The 15,841-nt window shown below is 56.7% G+C and carries 16 protein-coding genes; 11 read left to right on the top strand and 5 right to left on the bottom strand.

Features of this window, described 5'->3' with window-relative positions:
* Positions 1-287 precede the first annotated feature (287 nt).
* Positions 288-2,567, top strand: a complete 2,280-nt coding sequence (gene maeB, locus AC4ICF_RS16830; RefSeq protein ID WP_116343155.1) for an NADP-dependent oxaloacetate-decarboxylating malate dehydrogenase — start codon at positions 288-290, stop codon at positions 2,565-2,567.
* Positions 2,568-2,646: 79 nt separating this feature from the next.
* Here maeB and hemF read toward each other — a convergent pair whose 3' ends face one another.
* Together hemF and amiA are read right to left on the bottom strand one after the other, a co-directional pair.
* Positions 2,647-3,546 carry an oxygen-dependent coproporphyrinogen oxidase gene (gene hemF / locus AC4ICF_RS16825; protein ID WP_316380598.1) on the bottom strand — a complete coding sequence of 300 codons (900 nt, stop codon included), beginning with the start codon at positions 3,544-3,546 and terminating at the stop codon, positions 2,647-2,649.
* Positions 3,546-4,421 carry an N-acetylmuramoyl-L-alanine amidase AmiA gene (gene amiA, locus AC4ICF_RS16820; RefSeq protein WP_116343151.1) on the bottom strand — a complete coding sequence of 292 codons (876 nt, stop codon included), beginning with the start codon at positions 4,419-4,421 and terminating at the stop codon, positions 3,546-3,548. Before amiA ends, hemF begins: the two co-directional genes overlap by 1 nt.
* A gap of 212 nt (positions 4,422-4,633) precedes the next feature.
* Here amiA and AC4ICF_RS16815 point away from each other — a divergent pair, with 212 nt between their 5' ends.
* The 10 genes from AC4ICF_RS16815 to pdxK all read left to right on the top strand — a co-directional run bounded on the left by AC4ICF_RS16815 (position 4,634) and on the right by pdxK (position 12,961).
* The gene (locus AC4ICF_RS16815; RefSeq protein WP_116343149.1) at positions 4,634-5,059 is read left to right on the top strand and encodes a GNAT family acetyltransferase; all 426 of its coding nucleotides are present in this window, start codon (positions 4,634-4,636) and stop codon (positions 5,057-5,059) included.
* Positions 5,046-5,495, top strand: coding sequence for a DUF2919 domain-containing protein (locus tag AC4ICF_RS16810; RefSeq protein ID WP_192983612.1), 450 nt, complete (start codon positions 5,046-5,048; stop codon positions 5,493-5,495). Before AC4ICF_RS16815 ends, AC4ICF_RS16810 begins: the two co-directional genes overlap by 14 nt.
* 63 nt (positions 5,496-5,558) lie before the next feature.
* On the top strand, positions 5,559-6,134 hold the full coding sequence (locus tag AC4ICF_RS16805; protein ID WP_192983615.1) for an RpoE-regulated lipoprotein: 576 nt from the start codon (positions 5,559-5,561) through the stop codon (positions 6,132-6,134).
* Positions 6,135-6,226: 92 nt separating this feature from the next.
* Entirely contained in the window at positions 6,227-7,126 is a 900-nt protein-coding gene (locus AC4ICF_RS16800; protein WP_116343143.1) for a Dyp-type peroxidase, read from the top strand.
* Between the two features lie 162 nt (positions 7,127-7,288).
* Positions 7,289-8,302 (top strand): sulfate ABC transporter substrate-binding protein, encoded by a 1,014-nt coding sequence (locus tag AC4ICF_RS16795; protein ID WP_316380597.1) that lies wholly within the window; start codon positions 7,289-7,291, stop codon positions 8,300-8,302.
* Positions 8,302-9,135: a sulfate/thiosulfate ABC transporter permease CysT gene (cysT, locus tag AC4ICF_RS16790; RefSeq protein WP_061097449.1), complete on the top strand. Its 834-nt coding sequence runs from the start codon at positions 8,302-8,304 to the stop codon at positions 9,133-9,135. The genes AC4ICF_RS16795 and cysT overlap by 1 nt, the downstream gene beginning before the upstream one ends.
* Entirely contained in the window at positions 9,135-10,010 is an 876-nt protein-coding gene (gene cysW / locus AC4ICF_RS16785) for a sulfate/thiosulfate ABC transporter permease CysW (RefSeq protein WP_116343139.1), read from the top strand. Before cysT ends, cysW begins: the two co-directional genes overlap by 1 nt.
* Entirely contained in the window at positions 10,000-11,094 is a 1,095-nt protein-coding gene (gene cysA / locus AC4ICF_RS16780) for a sulfate/thiosulfate ABC transporter ATP-binding protein CysA (protein ID WP_023615695.1), read from the top strand. The genes cysW and cysA overlap by 11 nt, the downstream gene beginning before the upstream one ends.
* 113 nt (positions 11,095-11,207) lie before the next feature.
* Positions 11,208-12,119: a cysteine synthase CysM gene (gene cysM / locus AC4ICF_RS16775; RefSeq protein ID WP_316380596.1), complete on the top strand. Its 912-nt coding sequence runs from the start codon at positions 11,208-11,210 to the stop codon at positions 12,117-12,119.
* Between the two features lie 5 nt (positions 12,120-12,124).
* Positions 12,125-12,961: a pyridoxine/pyridoxal/pyridoxamine kinase gene (gene pdxK / locus AC4ICF_RS16770; RefSeq protein ID WP_316380595.1), complete on the top strand. Its 837-nt coding sequence runs from the start codon at positions 12,125-12,127 to the stop codon at positions 12,959-12,961.
* A gap of 44 nt (positions 12,962-13,005) precedes the next feature.
* Here pdxK and crr read toward each other — a convergent pair whose 3' ends face one another.
* Genes crr through ptsH form a run of 3 tightly spaced genes read right to left on the bottom strand, consistent with a single transcriptional unit; the run spans position 13,006 to position 15,585 of the window.
* Entirely contained in the window at positions 13,006-13,515 is a 510-nt protein-coding gene (gene crr, locus AC4ICF_RS16765) for a PTS glucose transporter subunit IIA (RefSeq protein WP_003861316.1), read from the bottom strand.
* Positions 13,516-13,555: 40 nt separating this feature from the next.
* A complete protein-coding gene (ptsI, locus tag AC4ICF_RS16760) occupies positions 13,556-15,283 on the bottom strand; it encodes a phosphoenolpyruvate-protein phosphotransferase PtsI (protein WP_116343133.1) in 1,728 nt (575 codons plus the stop codon).
* Positions 15,284-15,327: 44 nt separating this feature from the next.
* Positions 15,328-15,585, bottom strand: a complete 258-nt coding sequence (ptsH, locus tag AC4ICF_RS16755) for a phosphocarrier protein Hpr (RefSeq protein ID WP_000487600.1) — start codon at positions 15,583-15,585, stop codon at positions 15,328-15,330.
* Positions 15,586-15,841: the final 256 nt, after the last annotated feature.

Raw genomic sequence — 15,841 nt, 5'->3', positions numbered from 1 at the left:
ATCATTACTCCTTGGAAATAAAAGAGTTAGATGAGTGCGTTAGTTCACACTTCTGAGAAAATCATGATGGACTTAACAAAAAAGCATAGCAGACGGGGCAGGCATTGCTTTTGAGACGGGTAACATGGCTGTTATAAATTGATAACAATTTTTAATGTGTGATGGTGAGAGTTTGGCAGCCTTCAAAGTTTATGCGCTGTCCTGAGGCGATACTAGGCGGCACACCAGGGTGTGCATCAGGATCGCTTACGTCACCCTTTTGATCGATACGTGAAAGGAAAAATAAGATGGATGAGCAGTTGAAACAGAGTGCCCTCGATTTTCACGAGTTCCCTGTCCCCGGTAAAATTCAGGTTTCCCCAACCAAGCCGCTGGCGACGCAGCGCGATCTGGCGCTGGCCTACTCGCCGGGCGTGGCGGCACCGTGTCTGGAAATCGAAAAAGACCCGCTTGCGGCCTACAAATACACCGCGCGCGGTAACCTTGTCGCCGTTATCTCTAACGGGACGGCGGTGCTGGGCCTGGGCAACATTGGTGCACTGGCCGGTAAACCGGTGATGGAAGGGAAGGGCGTACTGTTCAAGAAATTTGCCGGTATCGACGTGTTCGATATCGAAGTGGACGAACTCGATCCCGATAAATTCATCAACGTGGTAGCCGCGCTGGAGCCGACCTTCGGCGGGATCAACCTGGAAGACATCAAAGCGCCGGAATGTTTCTATATCGAGCAGAAGCTGCGCGAGCGTATGAACATTCCCGTGTTCCATGACGACCAGCACGGGACCGCGATTATCAGCACCGCCGCCATTCTGAACGGCCTGCGCGTGGTCGAGAAAAATCTCTCCGATGTGCGCATGGTGGTTTCTGGCGCAGGCGCCGCGGCCATCGCCTGTATGAACCTGCTGGTGGCGCTGGGCATGCAGAAACACAACATTGTGGTCTGCGACTCCAAGGGCGTTATCTACAAAGACCGTGAGCCGAACATGGCGGAAACCAAGGCGGCGTACGCGGTAGAAGACGACGGCAAGCGCACGCTTGAGGACGTGATCGACGGCGCGGATATCTTCCTCGGTTGCTCCGGTCCGAAAGTGCTGACCCAGGAGATGGTGAAGAAGATGGCGCGTGCGCCAATGATCCTGGCCCTGGCGAACCCTGAGCCGGAAATCCTGCCGCCGCTGGCGAAAGCGGTGCGTGAAGACGCCATTATCTGTACCGGCCGTTCGGACTACCCGAACCAGGTCAACAACGTGCTCTGCTTCCCGTTCATCTTCCGCGGCGCGCTGGACGTTGGCGCGACGGCGATCAATGAAGAGATGAAGCTTGCCGCCGTTCACGCCATCGCCGAGCTGGCCCACGCCGAGCAGAGCGAAGTGGTCGCCTCCGCGTACGGGGATCAGGATCTAAGCTTTGGCCCGGACTACATCATTCCAAAACCGTTCGACCCGCGTTTGATTGTCAAAATTGCGCCAGCCGTTGCCAAAGCGGCGATGGACTCCGGCGTGGCAACGCGTCCGATTCAGGATTTCGACGCTTACGTCGATAAGCTCACCGAGTTTGTCTATAAAACCAACCTGTTCATGAAGCCGATCTTCTCTCAGGCCCGCGCAGACGCGAAGCGCGTGGTGCTGGCGGAAGGTGAAGAGGCGCGCGTGCTGCACGCTACCCAGGAGCTGATCACCTTAGGGCTGGCGAAGCCGATCCTGATCGGTCGTCCGAGCGTGATCGAGATGCGGATCCAGAAGCTGGGCCTGCAGATTAAGCCGGGCGTGGACTTCGAGATCGTGAACAACGAATCCGATCCGCGCTTCAAAGAGTACTGGAGCGAATACTACGCGATCATGAAGCGCCGGGGGATCACCCAGGAGCAGGCGCAGAAAGCCGTTATCAGCAACACGACGGTGATCGGCGCGATCATGGTCCATCGCGGCGAGGCGGATGCGCTGATCTGCGGCACCATCGGCGATTACCACGAGCACTTTAGCGTGGTGCAGGAGATCTTCGGCTATCGCGACGGCGTCCACACCGCCGGGGCGATGAACGCGCTGCTGCTGCCGAGCGGCAACACCTTTATTGCTGATACCTACGTTAACGACGATCCGTCCCCGGACGAGCTGGCGGAGATCACCGTGATGGCGGCGGAAACGGTGCGTCGCTTTGGTATCGAGCCGAAGGTAGCGCTGCTGTCGCACTCTAACTTCGGTTCGTCCAAATCGGCGGCGGCGTGCAAAATGCGCCAGACGCTGGAGCTGGTGCGCGAGCGCGCGCCGGAGCTGATGATTGACGGGGAGATGCACGGCGATGCCGCGCTGGTGGAAAGCATTCGTAACGAACGTATGCCGGACAGCCCGCTTAAGGGGTCGGCGAACATACTGATTATGCCGAACGTGGAAGCGGCGCGTATCAGCTACAACCTGCTGCGTGTCTCCAGCTCTGAAGGGGTGACCGTAGGACCGGTGCTGATGGGCGTGGCGAAACCGGTGCATGTGTTAACGCCGATTGCCTCCGTGCGCCGCATCGTGAACATGGTGGCGCTGGCTGTGGTTGAGGCGCAGACGCAGCCGCTGTAAGCCTTGTGAGTCGGGTGGCGCGTTCGCTTACCCGACCTACAGGTTGAGTAGGCCGGATAAGCGCAGCGCCATCCGGCAGTTAAACCCAGTCGCGTACTTTAAGGAACTCACACAAGGCAGCCTCCGGGCTGCCTTCTTTTGGCTCGTAGCAGTACTCCCAGCGCACCAGCGGCGGCATCGACATCAGAATCGACTCCGTGCGTCCGCCGGTCTGCAGGCCGAACAGCGTCCCGCGATCCCACACCAGGTTGAACTCCACGTAGCGCCCGCGGCGGTAAAGCTGGAATTCACGCTCGCGCACGCCGTAGTCGGTGTTTTTACGGCGTTCGACGATGGGCATATAGGCATCGGTAAAGCCTTCGCCCACCGCGCGCATAAAGCTGAACGCGGTGTCAAAATCAGGCACGTTGAGATCGTCAAAGAACAGCCCGCCAATGCCGCGCTGCTCATCGCGGTGCTTCAGGTAAAAGTAGTCGTCGCACCACTTTTTAAATTTCGGGTAGACGTCTTCGCCAAACGGCAGGCAAAGATCCCGCGCGGTGGTGTGCCAGTGCACGGCGTCCTCTTCGAAGCCGTAGTAGGGCGTGAGGTCGAAACCGCCGCCAAACCACCAGACCGGATCGGCCCCTGGCTTCTCCGCAATGAAAAAACGCACGTTAGCGTGGCTGGTGGGCACAAACGGGTTATGCGGATGCACCACCAGCGAAACGCCCATCGCTTCGAAGCTGCGGCCCGCCAGCTCAGGGCGATGCGCGGTAGCGGAGGCGGGCATGGCGTCGCCGTGAACGTGGGAGAAATTTACGCCCGCCTGTTCAAAAATACCGCCGTTTCGCAGCACGCGGCTGCGCCCGCCGCCGCCGGCTTCGCGCTGCCAGCTATCTTCCTGAAATTCACCGCCGTCTGCGGCGGCCAGTTTCTGGCAGATCGCATCCTGCAGCTGCAGCAGGAAGGTTTTTACCAGTTGAGCATTGGGTTTCATCAACGTTTCCTGGAGTGCGCTTTTTGGTTATCGAACCAGTTGAAGTAACTGATAATGCCGGAGGCGATGGCGTTGGCGATCTTCTGGCGAAACGCCGTGGTGCCGAGCAGTCGTTCTTCTTCCGGGTTGGTAATAAAGGACGTTTCCACCAGCACGGACGGGATGGACGGTGACTTCAGCACCACAAACGCCGCCTGTTCGGTGCTTTTACTGTGCAGGCGGTGCACCGGCTTAATCCGTTTGAGAATATGCGAGCCGAGCGTTAGGCTGTTTTTGATGGTGTCCGTTTGCACGAGATCGAACAACACCTGCTGCAACAGATGATCTTTGTCAGTGGCCTTCTTACCAGCCACTTCATCCGCCCGGTTTTCACGATCGGAAAGGTACTTCGCCATGGCGCTACTGGCGCCACGGTTGGAGAGGGCAAATACCGACGCGCCCGCGGCGGAAGGGTTGGTAAAGCCGTCCGCGTGAATGGACATAAACAGATCCGCACCGTGCTGGTGGGCGATCTCGACGCGGTCGTACAGCGGAATGAACGTGTCGCCCGTGCGCGTCAGGCGGGCGTCAATGCCGTTGCTGCGTAAAATCGATCGCACATTTTTTGCAATCGCCAGCACGACGTGTTTTTCTTTCGAACCGTTTTTGCCAATGGCACCGGTATCAATCCCGCCGTGGCCCGGATCGAGCATCACCAGACGCTTTGCGCCCGGCTTTTTGGTTTTTGGCTTACTGTGTCCGTTACTGGTTTTGAGCGTGCTCTCGTCTTTTGCCTGAGCCTGCTTTGCGATGCCCGTTAACGTTAAGGCCGCCAGCCCCGCTTTGAGAACCTGACGACGCGATGTGAGTGCTTTTAATGGTTTGAATGTGCTCATGCGGCCTGAATACTAAAAAAAGGGGTCCTGGTGTTATATCGTATCGTGTTTCCCGTTACGACAGTCCTTATTGAGAATTGTTTTACTTTTCATTTCAATACGTGACAAAGTGACATTATGCCAAATTTTGGCGAGATTTTCCCCGGTTATTGGCTAAACGCCCCGTTCACGCCATAATCACTGTTTTTAAACCCGAAAAGGCGGTTAATACCATGGAGATACGCGTTTTTCGCCAGGAAGATTTCGAAGAGGTGATCACCCTTTGGGAGCGCTGCGATCTGCTGCGTCCGTGGAACGATCCGGAAATGGATATCGAACGTAAGCTGAATCACGACGTTAGCCTGTTCCTGGTCGCGGAAGTGAACGGCGAGGTCGTCGGTACCGTGATGGGCGGCTACGATGGCCATCGCGGCTCGGCCTATTATCTGGGCGTCCACCCGGAATACCGGGCGCGCGGCATCGCCAACGCGCTGCTTAATCGGCTTGAGAAGAAGCTGATCGCCCGCGGCTGTCCGAAAATTCAGATCATGGTGCGGGAAGATAACGACGTGGTGCTGGGCATGTATGAACGTCTGGGCTATGAGCACGCTGACGTGCTGAGCTTAGGTAAGCGTCTAATCGAAGATGAAGAGTACTGAGATCCACCCGGCTGACTTTGATGCACAGGGCCGCGTCAGGCTGCCGTTTTTATTCTGGTGCGTTTTGCTCCTGCAGGCCCGCACCTGGGTGCTGTTTGTGATGGCCGGCGCCTCGCGCGGGCAGGGCGATACGCTGCTGAATCTCTTTTATCCCGATCACGATGCTTTCTGGCTCGGCTTACTGCCGGGCGTACCGGCGGTGGTGGCTTTTTTATGCAGCGGTCGGCGGCACGTAATCCCGCGTCTGTGGCGCGCCCTTCGCTGGCTGCTGATCCTCGCCCAGATCGCGCTGCTGTTCTGGCAACCCGTGCTCTGGTGGTTGGGTGAACCGCTTTCGGGTATTGGCATCGCGCTGGTGGTGGCGGATATCGTGGCGCTGCTGTGGCTGCTGACGAATCCCCGATTACGCGCCTGTTTTACGCAAGAGTCAGATTAGCGCGGCACTTTTTGCCGATGCCGCACTCCAACAAGCGTTGATTTAATTAGAAAGGACGTTTCAATGAAATCGCTGCGTTTACTTTTATGCGCTCTCCCGCTGGCGTTGACCGGCTGTTCCACGCTCTCTTCTATTAACTGGTCCGCCGCGTATCCGTGGAACTGGTTTGGCTCTTCCATCGAAGTCACCGAGCAGGGCGTAGGAAAAATCACCGCGTCGACCGCGCTCAATCAGGACGCTATTCAGGATGCCCTGAGCAGCGACTACCGCCTGCGTAGCGGGATGAAAACCGAGAATGGCAACATTGTGCGTTACTTTGAAGCGCTGAAGGGTGACAAGCTGGCGCTGGTAATTAACGGTGATAAAGGGACGGTGAACCGCATTGCGGTGCTGGACGATGCTATCCCGACCGCCAGCGGCGTAAAGGTCGGCACCCCGTTTAGCGATCTTTATAAACAGGCCTTTGGCAACTGCAGCAGCGCCCCTTCAGACGATGGCGTTGCGGTGGAATGTAAGGCGGAAGGCAGCCAGCACATCAGCTATGTCTTCACCGGAACCTGGAGCGGCCCGGAAGGATTGATGCCGTCTGACGACACGCTGAAGAGCTGGAAAGTGAGCAAAATAGTCTGGAAGCAGTAATTTGCGCCTGAACAAACCGCCTCGCTGAAATCCGGGTATAATAGCCGCCATCAATGCCACGCTGACGTGGCATCTTTATTTCAGGAGGAGCGATGTCTCAGGTTCAGAGTGGCATTTTGCCAGAACATTGCCGCGCGGCGATTTGGATTGAAGCCAATGTAAAAGGGGACGTGGATGCCCTGCGTGCGGCCAGTAAAGCGTTTGTGGACAAGCTGGCGACCTTCCAGGCCAAATTCCCCGACGCCCACCTCGGTGCCGTTGTTGCCTTCGGCAATAACGTCTGGCGTCAGCTGAGCGGCGGCGAAGGGGCGGAAGAGCTGAAAGACTTTATCCCTTACGGCAAAGGTCTGGCACCAGCTACCCAGTATGACGTGCTGATCCACATTCTCTCCCTGCGTCATGACGTGAACTTCTCCGTTGCGCAGGCGGCGGTCGCGGCCTTTGGCGACAGTATTGAGGTGCAGGAAGAGGTTCACGGCTTCCGCTGGGTGGAGGAGCGCGATCTGAGCGGCTTCGTTGACGGCACCGAAAACCCGGCCGGTGAAGAGGTTCGTCGCGACGTGGCGGTGATTAAAGACGGCGTAGACGCGGGCGGCAGCTATGTGTTCGTCCAGCGCTGGGAGCACAACCTCAAGCAGCTTAACCGCATGAGCGTGCACGACCAGGAGATGATGATTGGTCGTACTAAAGAAGCCAACGAAGAGATTGACGGCGACGAGCGTCCGGTGACCTCTCACCTGAGCCGCGTTGACCTCAAAGAGGACGGTAAAGGGCTGAAGATTGTTCGCCAGAGCCTGCCGTACGGCACCGCAAGCGGCACGCACGGCCTCTACTTCTGCGCCTACTGCGCGCGCCTGCACAACATTGAGCAGCAACTGCTGAGCATGTTCGGTGATACCGACGGCAAGCGCGACGCCATGCTGCGCTTCACCAAACCGGTGACCGGCGGCTACTACTTTGCGCCGTCCGTTGAGCGACTGCTGGCGCTGTAACACCCCTCACCCTGACCCTCTCCCCACAGGGGAGAGGGGATTATTGCCTTATTCCCTTTTCTGCTTGTAAATCACCAAACGGTATATAAAACCGTTACTCCTTTCATCCCCGTTATAAATATTATGACTATAAGATAGTCATCACATTTATAAGGGTGCGCAATGGCCGTTACTGTACTGAAAAAAGGAACTCTGGCGCTGGCAGGTATACTGCTGGTGGCCCAGGCGCAGGCGACCGAGCTGCTGAACAGCTCGTATGACGTTTCCCGCGAGCTGTTTGCCGCCCTTAACCCACCGTTTGAGCAGCAGTGGGCGAAAGACAATAACGGCGATAAGCTGACCGTCAAGCAGTCCCACGCCGGCTCGTCCAAGCAGGCGCTGGCGATTTTGCAGGGGCTGAAAGCGGACGTCGTGACCTATAACCAGGTGACTGACGTGCAGATCCTGCACGACAAGGGCAAGCTGCTCCCGGCTGACTGGCAGAGCCGCCTGCCGAACAACAGCTCGCCGTTCTACTCCACCATGGGCTTCCTGGTGCGTAAGGGTAATCCAAAAAACATCCACGACTGGAGCGACCTGGTGCGTTCCGACGTGAAGCTGATTTTCCCGAACCCAAAAACCTCCGGTAACGCACGCTACACCTATTTAGCTGCGTGGGGCGCGGCGGACAAGGCTGACGGCAACGACAAAGCCAAAACCGAGCAGTTCATGACCCAGTTCCTGAAAAACGTCGAAGTGTTCGATACCGGCGGCCGCGGTGCGACCACCACCTTCGCCGAACGCGGTCTGGGTGACGTGCTGATCAGCTTTGAATCCGAAGTGAACAACATTCGCAAGCAGTACGAAGCGCAGGGCTTCGAGGTGGTTATCCCGAAAACCAACATCCTGGCCGAGTTCCCGGTAGCGTGGGTGGATAAAAACGTGCAGGCGAACGGCACCGAGAAAGCGGCAAAAGCCTATCTCAACTACCTGTACAGCCCGCAGGCGCAGACCATCATTACCGATTACTACTACCGCGTGAACAACCCGGACGTCATGAACAAACTGAAAGACAAATTCCCGCAGACCGCGCTGTTCCGCGTGGAAGATCATTTCGGCTCCTGGCCTGAGGTGATGAAAACGCACTTTGCCAGCGGTGGTGAGTTAGACAAATTGCTGGCGGCGGGGCGTAAGTAATGTTTGCAGTCTCGACAAAACGCGTGCTGCCGGGCTTTACCTTAAGCCTGGGGACCAGCCTGCTGTTCGTCTGCCTGATCCTGCTGTTGCCGCTCAGCGCGCTGGTGATGCAGCTTGCTCAGATGAGCTGGGCGCAGTACTGGGAGGTCATCACCAACCCGCAGGTGGTGGCGGCCTATAAGGTGACGCTGCTGTCGGCGTTTGTCGCCTCCATTTTTAACGGCGTGTTTGGCCTGCTGATGGCGTGGATCTTAACCCGCTATCGCTTCCCGGGCCGCACGCTGCTTGATGCACTGATGGATCTGCCGTTTGCGCTGCCGACGGCGGTCGCGGGCTTAACCCTCGCGTCGCTCTTCTCCGTGAACGGACTGTACGGCGAGTGGCTGGCGAAGTTTGATATCAAAGTGACCTATACCTGGCTTGGGATCGCGGTGGCGATGGCCTTTACCAGCATCCCGTTTGTGGTCCGTACCGTGCAGCCGGTGCTGGAAGAGCTGGGTCCGGAATATGAAGAAGCGGCTGAAACGCTGGGCGCCACGCGCTGGCAGAGCTTCCGTAAAGTGGTTCTGCCGGAGCTTTCTCCGGCGCTGATGGCGGGCGTCGCGCTGTCGTTTACCCGCAGCCTGGGTGAGTTCGGCGCGGTGATTTTTATCGCCGGGAACATCGCCTGGAAAACGGAAGTTACTTCGCTGATGATTTTCATCCGTCTGCAGGAGTTTGATTACCCGGCGGCGAGCGCGATTGCCTCGGTGATCCTGGCGGCCTCGCTGCTGCTGCTGTACTCGATTAACACTCTGCAAAGTCGCTTTGGTCGACGTGTGGTAGGTCACTGATGGCGGAAGTTACGCAATTGAAGCGATACGATGCGCCCCGCATCAACTGGGGTAAATGGTTTCTGATTGGCGTGGGCGTGCTGGTGTCTGCCCTCATTCTCGTCGTCCCGACGGTTTATATCTTCGTTCAGGCGTTCAGCAAGGGCCTGATGCCCGCGCTGGAGAACCTGGCGGACCCGGATATGCTGCATGCCATCTGGCTGACGGTGCTGATTGCGTTGATCACGGTACCGGTGAACCTGGTATTCGGTACCCTGCTGGCCTGGCTGGTGACGCGCTTTAACTTCCCAGGACGTCAGATGCTGCTGACGCTGCTGGATATTCCCTTTGCCGTGTCGCCGGTGGTGGCGGGTCTGGTGTACCTGCTCTTTTACGGCTCCAACGGTCCGCTGGGCGGCTGGCTGGATGCGCATAACCTGCAGATCATGTTCGCCTGGCCGGGCATGGTGCTGGTGACCATCTTCGTGACCTGTCCGTTTGTGGTGCGTGAGCTGGTGCCGGTGATGTTAAGCCAGGGCAGCAACGAAGATGAAGCAGCGGTGCTGCTGGGCGCGTCAGGCTGGCAGATGTTCCGTCGCGTCACGCTGCCGAACATTCGCTGGGCGCTGCTTTACGGCGTGGTGCTGACCAACGCCCGCGCGATCGGTGAGTTCGGTGCCGTTTCCGTTGTTTCCGGCTCCATCCGTGGTGAGACCCTGTCGCTGCCGCTCCAGATTGAACTGCTGCAGCAGGACTACAACACCATCGGCTCGTTTACTGCCGCAGCGTTGCTGACGCTGATGGCCATTTTGACCCTGTTTTTGAAGAGTGTGGTGCAGTGGCGTTTAGAAAATCAGGAAAAACGTCAGCATCAGGAGGGAAATCATGAGCATTGAGATTGCCAATATTAAGAAGTCTTTTGGTCGCACCCAGGTGCTGAATGATATCTCGCTGGATATCCCTTCCGGACAAATGGTAGCGCTGCTGGGGCCGTCTGGCTCGGGCAAAACCACGCTGCTGCGTATTATCGCCGGGCTTGAGCATCAGACCAGCGGGCATATCCGCTTCCACGGCACCGACGTGAGCCGCCTGCACGCCCGCGATCGTAAAGTGGGCTTTGTGTTTCAGCACTACGCTCTCTTCCGCCACATGACCGTGTTCGACAACATCGCCTTTGGCCTGACCGTGTTGCCGCGTCGCGAGCGCCCGGATGCGGCAACCATTAAAGCGAAAGTGACCAAACTGCTGGAGATGGTGCAGCTGGCTCACCTGGCGGACCGTTTCCCGGCCCAGCTTTCCGGTGGGCAGAAACAGCGCGTGGCGCTGGCGCGCGCGCTTGCCGTTGAGCCTCAAATTTTGCTGTTGGATGAGCCGTTTGGCGCGCTGGATGCGCAGGTGCGTAAAGAGCTGCGCCGCTGGCTGCGCCAGCTGCATGAAGAGCTGAAGTTCACCAGCGTCTTCGTGACCCACGACCAGGAAGAGGCGATGGAAGTTGCGGACCGCGTGGTGGTCATGAGCCAGGGCAACATTGAGCAGGTTGACGAGCCGGAGCAGCTCTGGCGCGAGCCGGCGACCCGCTTCGTGCTGGAGTTTATGGGCGAGGTAAACCGTCTGCAGGGCACCATTCGCGGTGGGCAGTTCCACGTCGGCGCGCACCGCTGGCCGCTGGGCTACACCTCCGCGCATCAGGGGCCGGTCGATCTGTTCCTGCGCCCATGGGAGGTGGACGTCAGCCGCCGAACCAGCCTGGATTCACCGCTGCCGGTTCAGGTGCTGGAAGCTAGCCCTAAAGGTCACTACACCCAATTGGTGGTACAGCCGCTGGGCTGGTATACCGAGCCGCTGACCGTGGTTATGCGCGACGATGTGCCGCCGCACCGGGGAGAGCGCCTGTTTGTCGGGCTGCAGCATGCCCGGATTTATCACGGTAACGAGCGGATTGAGACGCGCGAGGATATTGCTCTGGCGGAGTCAGCCTGATAGGTTAGGATTACGTAGTTTTGCCGGGTGGCGCTGCGCTTACCCGGCCTACAATATGACGTCTGTAGGCCCGGTAAGCGAAGCGCCACCGGGCTTTTTATTGGACAGCGATCATGAAAACATTAGAAAACACCATCGGCAACACGCCTCTGGTCAAGCTTCAGCGTATGGGGCCAGACAACGGCAGTGAAATCTGGGTCAAACTCGAAGGCAATAACCCGGCGGGGTCGGTAAAAGACCGCGCGGCGCTGTCGATGATTGTCCAGGCCGAAAAACGCGGTGAAATTAAGCCCGGCGACGTGCTGATTGAAGCCACCAGCGGCAACACCGGCATCGCCCTGGCGATGATTGCGGCGCTGAAAGGCTACCGCATGAAGCTGCTGATGCCGGACAACATGAGCCAGGAGCGCCGCGCCGCGATGCGTGCCTACGGGGCCGAGCTGATTCTGGTGACCAAAGAGCAGGGGATGGAAGGCGCGCGCGACTTAGCGTTAGAAATGGCCGGGCGCGGCGAAGGTAAGCTGCTCGACCAGTTCAACAACCCGGACAACCCGTACGCGCACTACACCACTACCGGGCCGGAAATTTGGCAGCAAACCGACGGACGCATCACCCATTTTGTCTCCAGCATGGGCACCACCGGCACCATTACCGGCGTGTCGCGTTTTCTGCGCGAGCAGGCGAAAGCTGTCACCATCGTTGGCCTGCAGCCGGAAGAGGGGAGCAGCATTCCGGGCATTCGCCGCTGGCCTGCGGAGTATATGCCCGGCATCTTTAATGCGCAGCTTGTGGACCAGGTGCTGGATCTTCACCAGCGCGAGGCGGAAAATACCATGCGTGAGCTGGCCGTGCGCGAAGGTATCTTCTGCGGCGTTAGCTCGGGCGGCGCGGTAGCGGGTGCGATTCGGGTAGCACAGGCAAACCCGGGTGCCGTAGTGGTGGCGATTATTTGCGATCGCGGCGATCGCTATCTGTCTACCGGCGTCTTTGGTGAAGAAAGTTATTCGCAGGGGGCGGGGATTTAAGCATCATGGAGATGATTCTATTCCGGGATAATACCCGGGCGCAGCAAACCGACATTGTCGCCGTGCAGTCGCAGGTGGTTTACGGCAGCGTGGGGAACAGCATTGCGGTTCCGAATATTCGTACCCACAGGCTGAACGTTACCGCCGTGCCGACGGTACTGTTCAGCAACACGCCGCACTATGACACGTTTTATGGTGGAGTGATCCCCGACGAGTGGTTCAGCGGCTACCTGAAGGCGCTGGAAGAGCGAGAGATCCTGCGCGAGCTTAAGGCGGTCACCACCGGCTATATGGGCAGTTCCAGCCAGATCGTACTGCTGGCGCAGTGGCTGAAGGCGGTCAAAGCGCAGCATCCTGACCTGCTGGTGCTGGTCGATCCGGTTATCGGCGATATCGACAGCGGGATGTACGTGAAGCCGGATATCCCGCAAGCGTATCGGGAGCACCTGCTGCCACTGGCGCAGGGGATCACGCCAAACGTCTATGAGCTCGAAGTGTTGAGCGGCAAACCGTGCCGTACGCCGGAAAGCGCCATCGCGGCGGCGCAGGGACTGCTCTCTGACAGCCTGAAATGGGTGGCGATCACAAGCGCGCCGGTCGCAGACGACCCGGAAAACATCCATGTGGTGCTGGTGACGAATGAAGGCGTGACCGTCAGCGCGCACCCGCGCGTAGAAACCGATCTGAAAGGGACGGGCGACCTGTTCTGTTCAGAGTTGGTGAGCGGCATTGTAGAGGGGAAAACCGTTGCCGATGCCATTCGCATGGCCGGCGATCGGGTGACTGACGTGATGCTTTATACCCAGTCGAAAGGCTATGACGAGCTTATCCTCCCTGCATAAACAAAAATGGCGCCCGAAGGCGCCATTTTTCTGTGCGGCAAGAATTACTTCTTGATGCGGATAACCGGGGTTTCACCCACGGTGACGCTGCCAGACAGTTTGATCAGTTCTTTGATTTCGTCCATGTTGGAGATAACAACCGGCGTCAGGGTAGACTTGGCTTTTTCTTCCAGCAGTGGCAGATCGAATTCAATCACCGGGTCGCCAACTTTAACACGCTGGCCTTCTTCCGCGATACGTTTGAAGCCTTCGCCTTTCAGTTCAACGGTGTCGATACCGAAGTGAACGAACAGTTCGATACCGCTATCTGATTCGATAGAGAACGCATGGTTGGTTTCAAAAATTTTACCGATGGTGCCGTCAACTGGAGCAACCATTTTGTTGCCAGTTGGTTTGATAGCAATGCCATCACCAACGATTTTCTCAGCAAACACTACATCCGGCACGTCTTCGATGTTGACGATCTCGCCGGAGAGCGGAGCAACAATCTCAATAGTTCCGGAGTCTTTCTTATCATCAGAAACCAGAGATTTCAGTTTATCGAACAAACCCATGATCTTCTCCTAAGCAGTAATTTGGGCCGCATCTCGTGGATTAGCAGATTGTTTTTTCTTCAATGAACTTGTTAACCAGCGTCATTAACTCGTCCGTTGTCGGTTGAGCAAGAGCCTGCTCTGCTAACACCTTCGCATCTTCGAAGTTCGTGTTACGGATAATCTTCTTAATGCGCGGGATGGAAATGGCGCTCATAGAGAATTCGTCCAGACCCATACCCAGCAACAGAAGTGTAGCACGTTCGTCGCCTGCAAGCTCACCACACATGCCAGTCCATTTACCTTCTGCATGAGAAGCATCAATAACTTGCTTGATCAAGTTCAGTACGGACGGTGACATTGGCTGGTAGAGATGTGAAATCATATCATTACCACGGTCAACTGCCAGGGTGTACTGCGTTAAATCATTGGTGCCGATACTAAAGAAATCAACTTCTTTGGCTAAATGACGCGCAATAGTCGCCGCAGCAGGTGTTTCCACCATCACGCCGATCTCAATTGACTCGTCAAACGCTTTACCTTCGTCACGCAGTTCCTGTTTGTAGATTTCGATCTCTTTCTTCAGTGCACGCACTTCTTCAACAGAGATGATCATCGGGAACATGATGCGCAGTTTACCGAAAGCGGAGGCACGCAGGATTGCGCGAACCTGGTCACGCAGGATCTCTTTACGATCCATCGCGATACGAATCGCACGCCAGCCCAGGAATGGGTTCTCTTCTTTCGGGAAGTTCATGTACGGCAGCTCTTTGTCGCCACCGATGTCCATGGTACGGACGATAACCGCCTGAGAGCCACACGCTTCAGCCACGGCTTTATAAGCAGCAAACTGCTCTTCTTCCGTTGGCAGCGCGTCGCGGTCCATGAACAGGAATTCTGTACGATAGAGACCTACGCCTTCCGCACCGTTGCGCTCAGCGCCATCAACGTCGCGGACGGTACCGATGTTTGCGCACACTTCTACCTGATGGCCGTCCAGGGTGATGGCTGGCAGGTCTTTCAGCTTAGCGAGTTCCGCTTTTTCAGTCGCAACCTGCTCCTGAACCGCGCGCAGTTTTTCGATCTCTTCGTTAGTTGGGTTGACGTAAACCAGATTGTTTACGGCATCCAGAATCAGATAATCGCCGTTTTTCACCTGAGAGGTGACGCTACCGGTACCCACGATGGCAGGCAGTTCCAGGGAGCGCGCCATGATAGAGGTGTGGGAGGTACGGCCACCCGCGTCGGTGATGAAACCGAGGACCTTTTTCAGGTTCAGCTGTGCGGTTTCAGACGGGGTGAGGTCAGCGGCAACCAGGATCACTTCATCCTGAATCGCGCTCAGGTCGATGATGGCCAGGCCCAGGATGTTGCGCAGCAGGCGCTTACCGATGTCACGTACGTCAGCCGCACGCTCTTTCAGGTATTCATCATCCAGTTCTTCCAGGGCAGTTGCCTGACCTTCGATAACTTCATGCGCAGCCGCGTCGGCCGTCATGCCTTTATCTTTAATCAGGGCTATGATTTCCTGCTCCAGCTCCTCATCTTCGAGCAGCATGATGTGCCCTTCGAAGATGGCTTCTTTTTCTTCACCGAAAGTTTCGCCAGCTTTAGTTTTGATTGCTTCCAGTTGCGCAGATGCCTTGGCACGACCGCTCAGAAAACGTTCAACTTCCTGATCAACCTTGTCGGCAGAAATTTTTTTCCGGTCGATGACGATCTCGTCTTCTTTCAGCAGCAGTGCTTTGCCGAAAGCGATACCCGGGGATGCTAAAATGCCTGAAATCATAACCCTACCTTACTTGTGACTGATATTTAAAAGAACCCGGAAACTTACTCGAGCTCAGCCATCAGTTTTACCAGATGCTCAACTGCTTTCTGCTCGTCTTCACCTTCAGCAGAGATGGTGACAACGGTGCCCTGAGTCAGGCCCAGAGTCTGCAGTTTAAACAGGCTTTTTGCGCTGGCGCTTTTGCCGTTGGAAGTCACAGTGATTTCAGAAGTGAAGCCTTTCGCTTCTTTAACAAACTGAGCAGCAGGGCGGGTGTGCAGACCGTTCGGAGCGGTAATGGTAACTTCTTGCTGGAACATTGTATTTCCCCAACTTATAGGTTTAGTGTTGTGGAACTAAAGTCTAGCCTGGCGACTGAACTTTAGCCTGTATTGTTAGCGCTGACGTTTCGATCGTCATTAAACATTATGCAGCGAAAGCAAGACTTGAACCAAATCATAAAATCGATTCAGCAAGGCTATTTCGTTCACTGATTAATTTCACGCATCAAAATAATTGCTGGTTTAAATACCAGACCCTACGGGGTGAAGCAATGCCAGGAGGGGCAAAAGTTTG

The sequence above is a fragment of the Enterobacter sp. ECC_219_Taxon_10 genome (genome assembly GCF_058354905.1).
The sequence above is the reverse complement of the archived record's forward strand: the minus strand, read 5'-3'. Positions and strand labels throughout refer to the sequence as shown.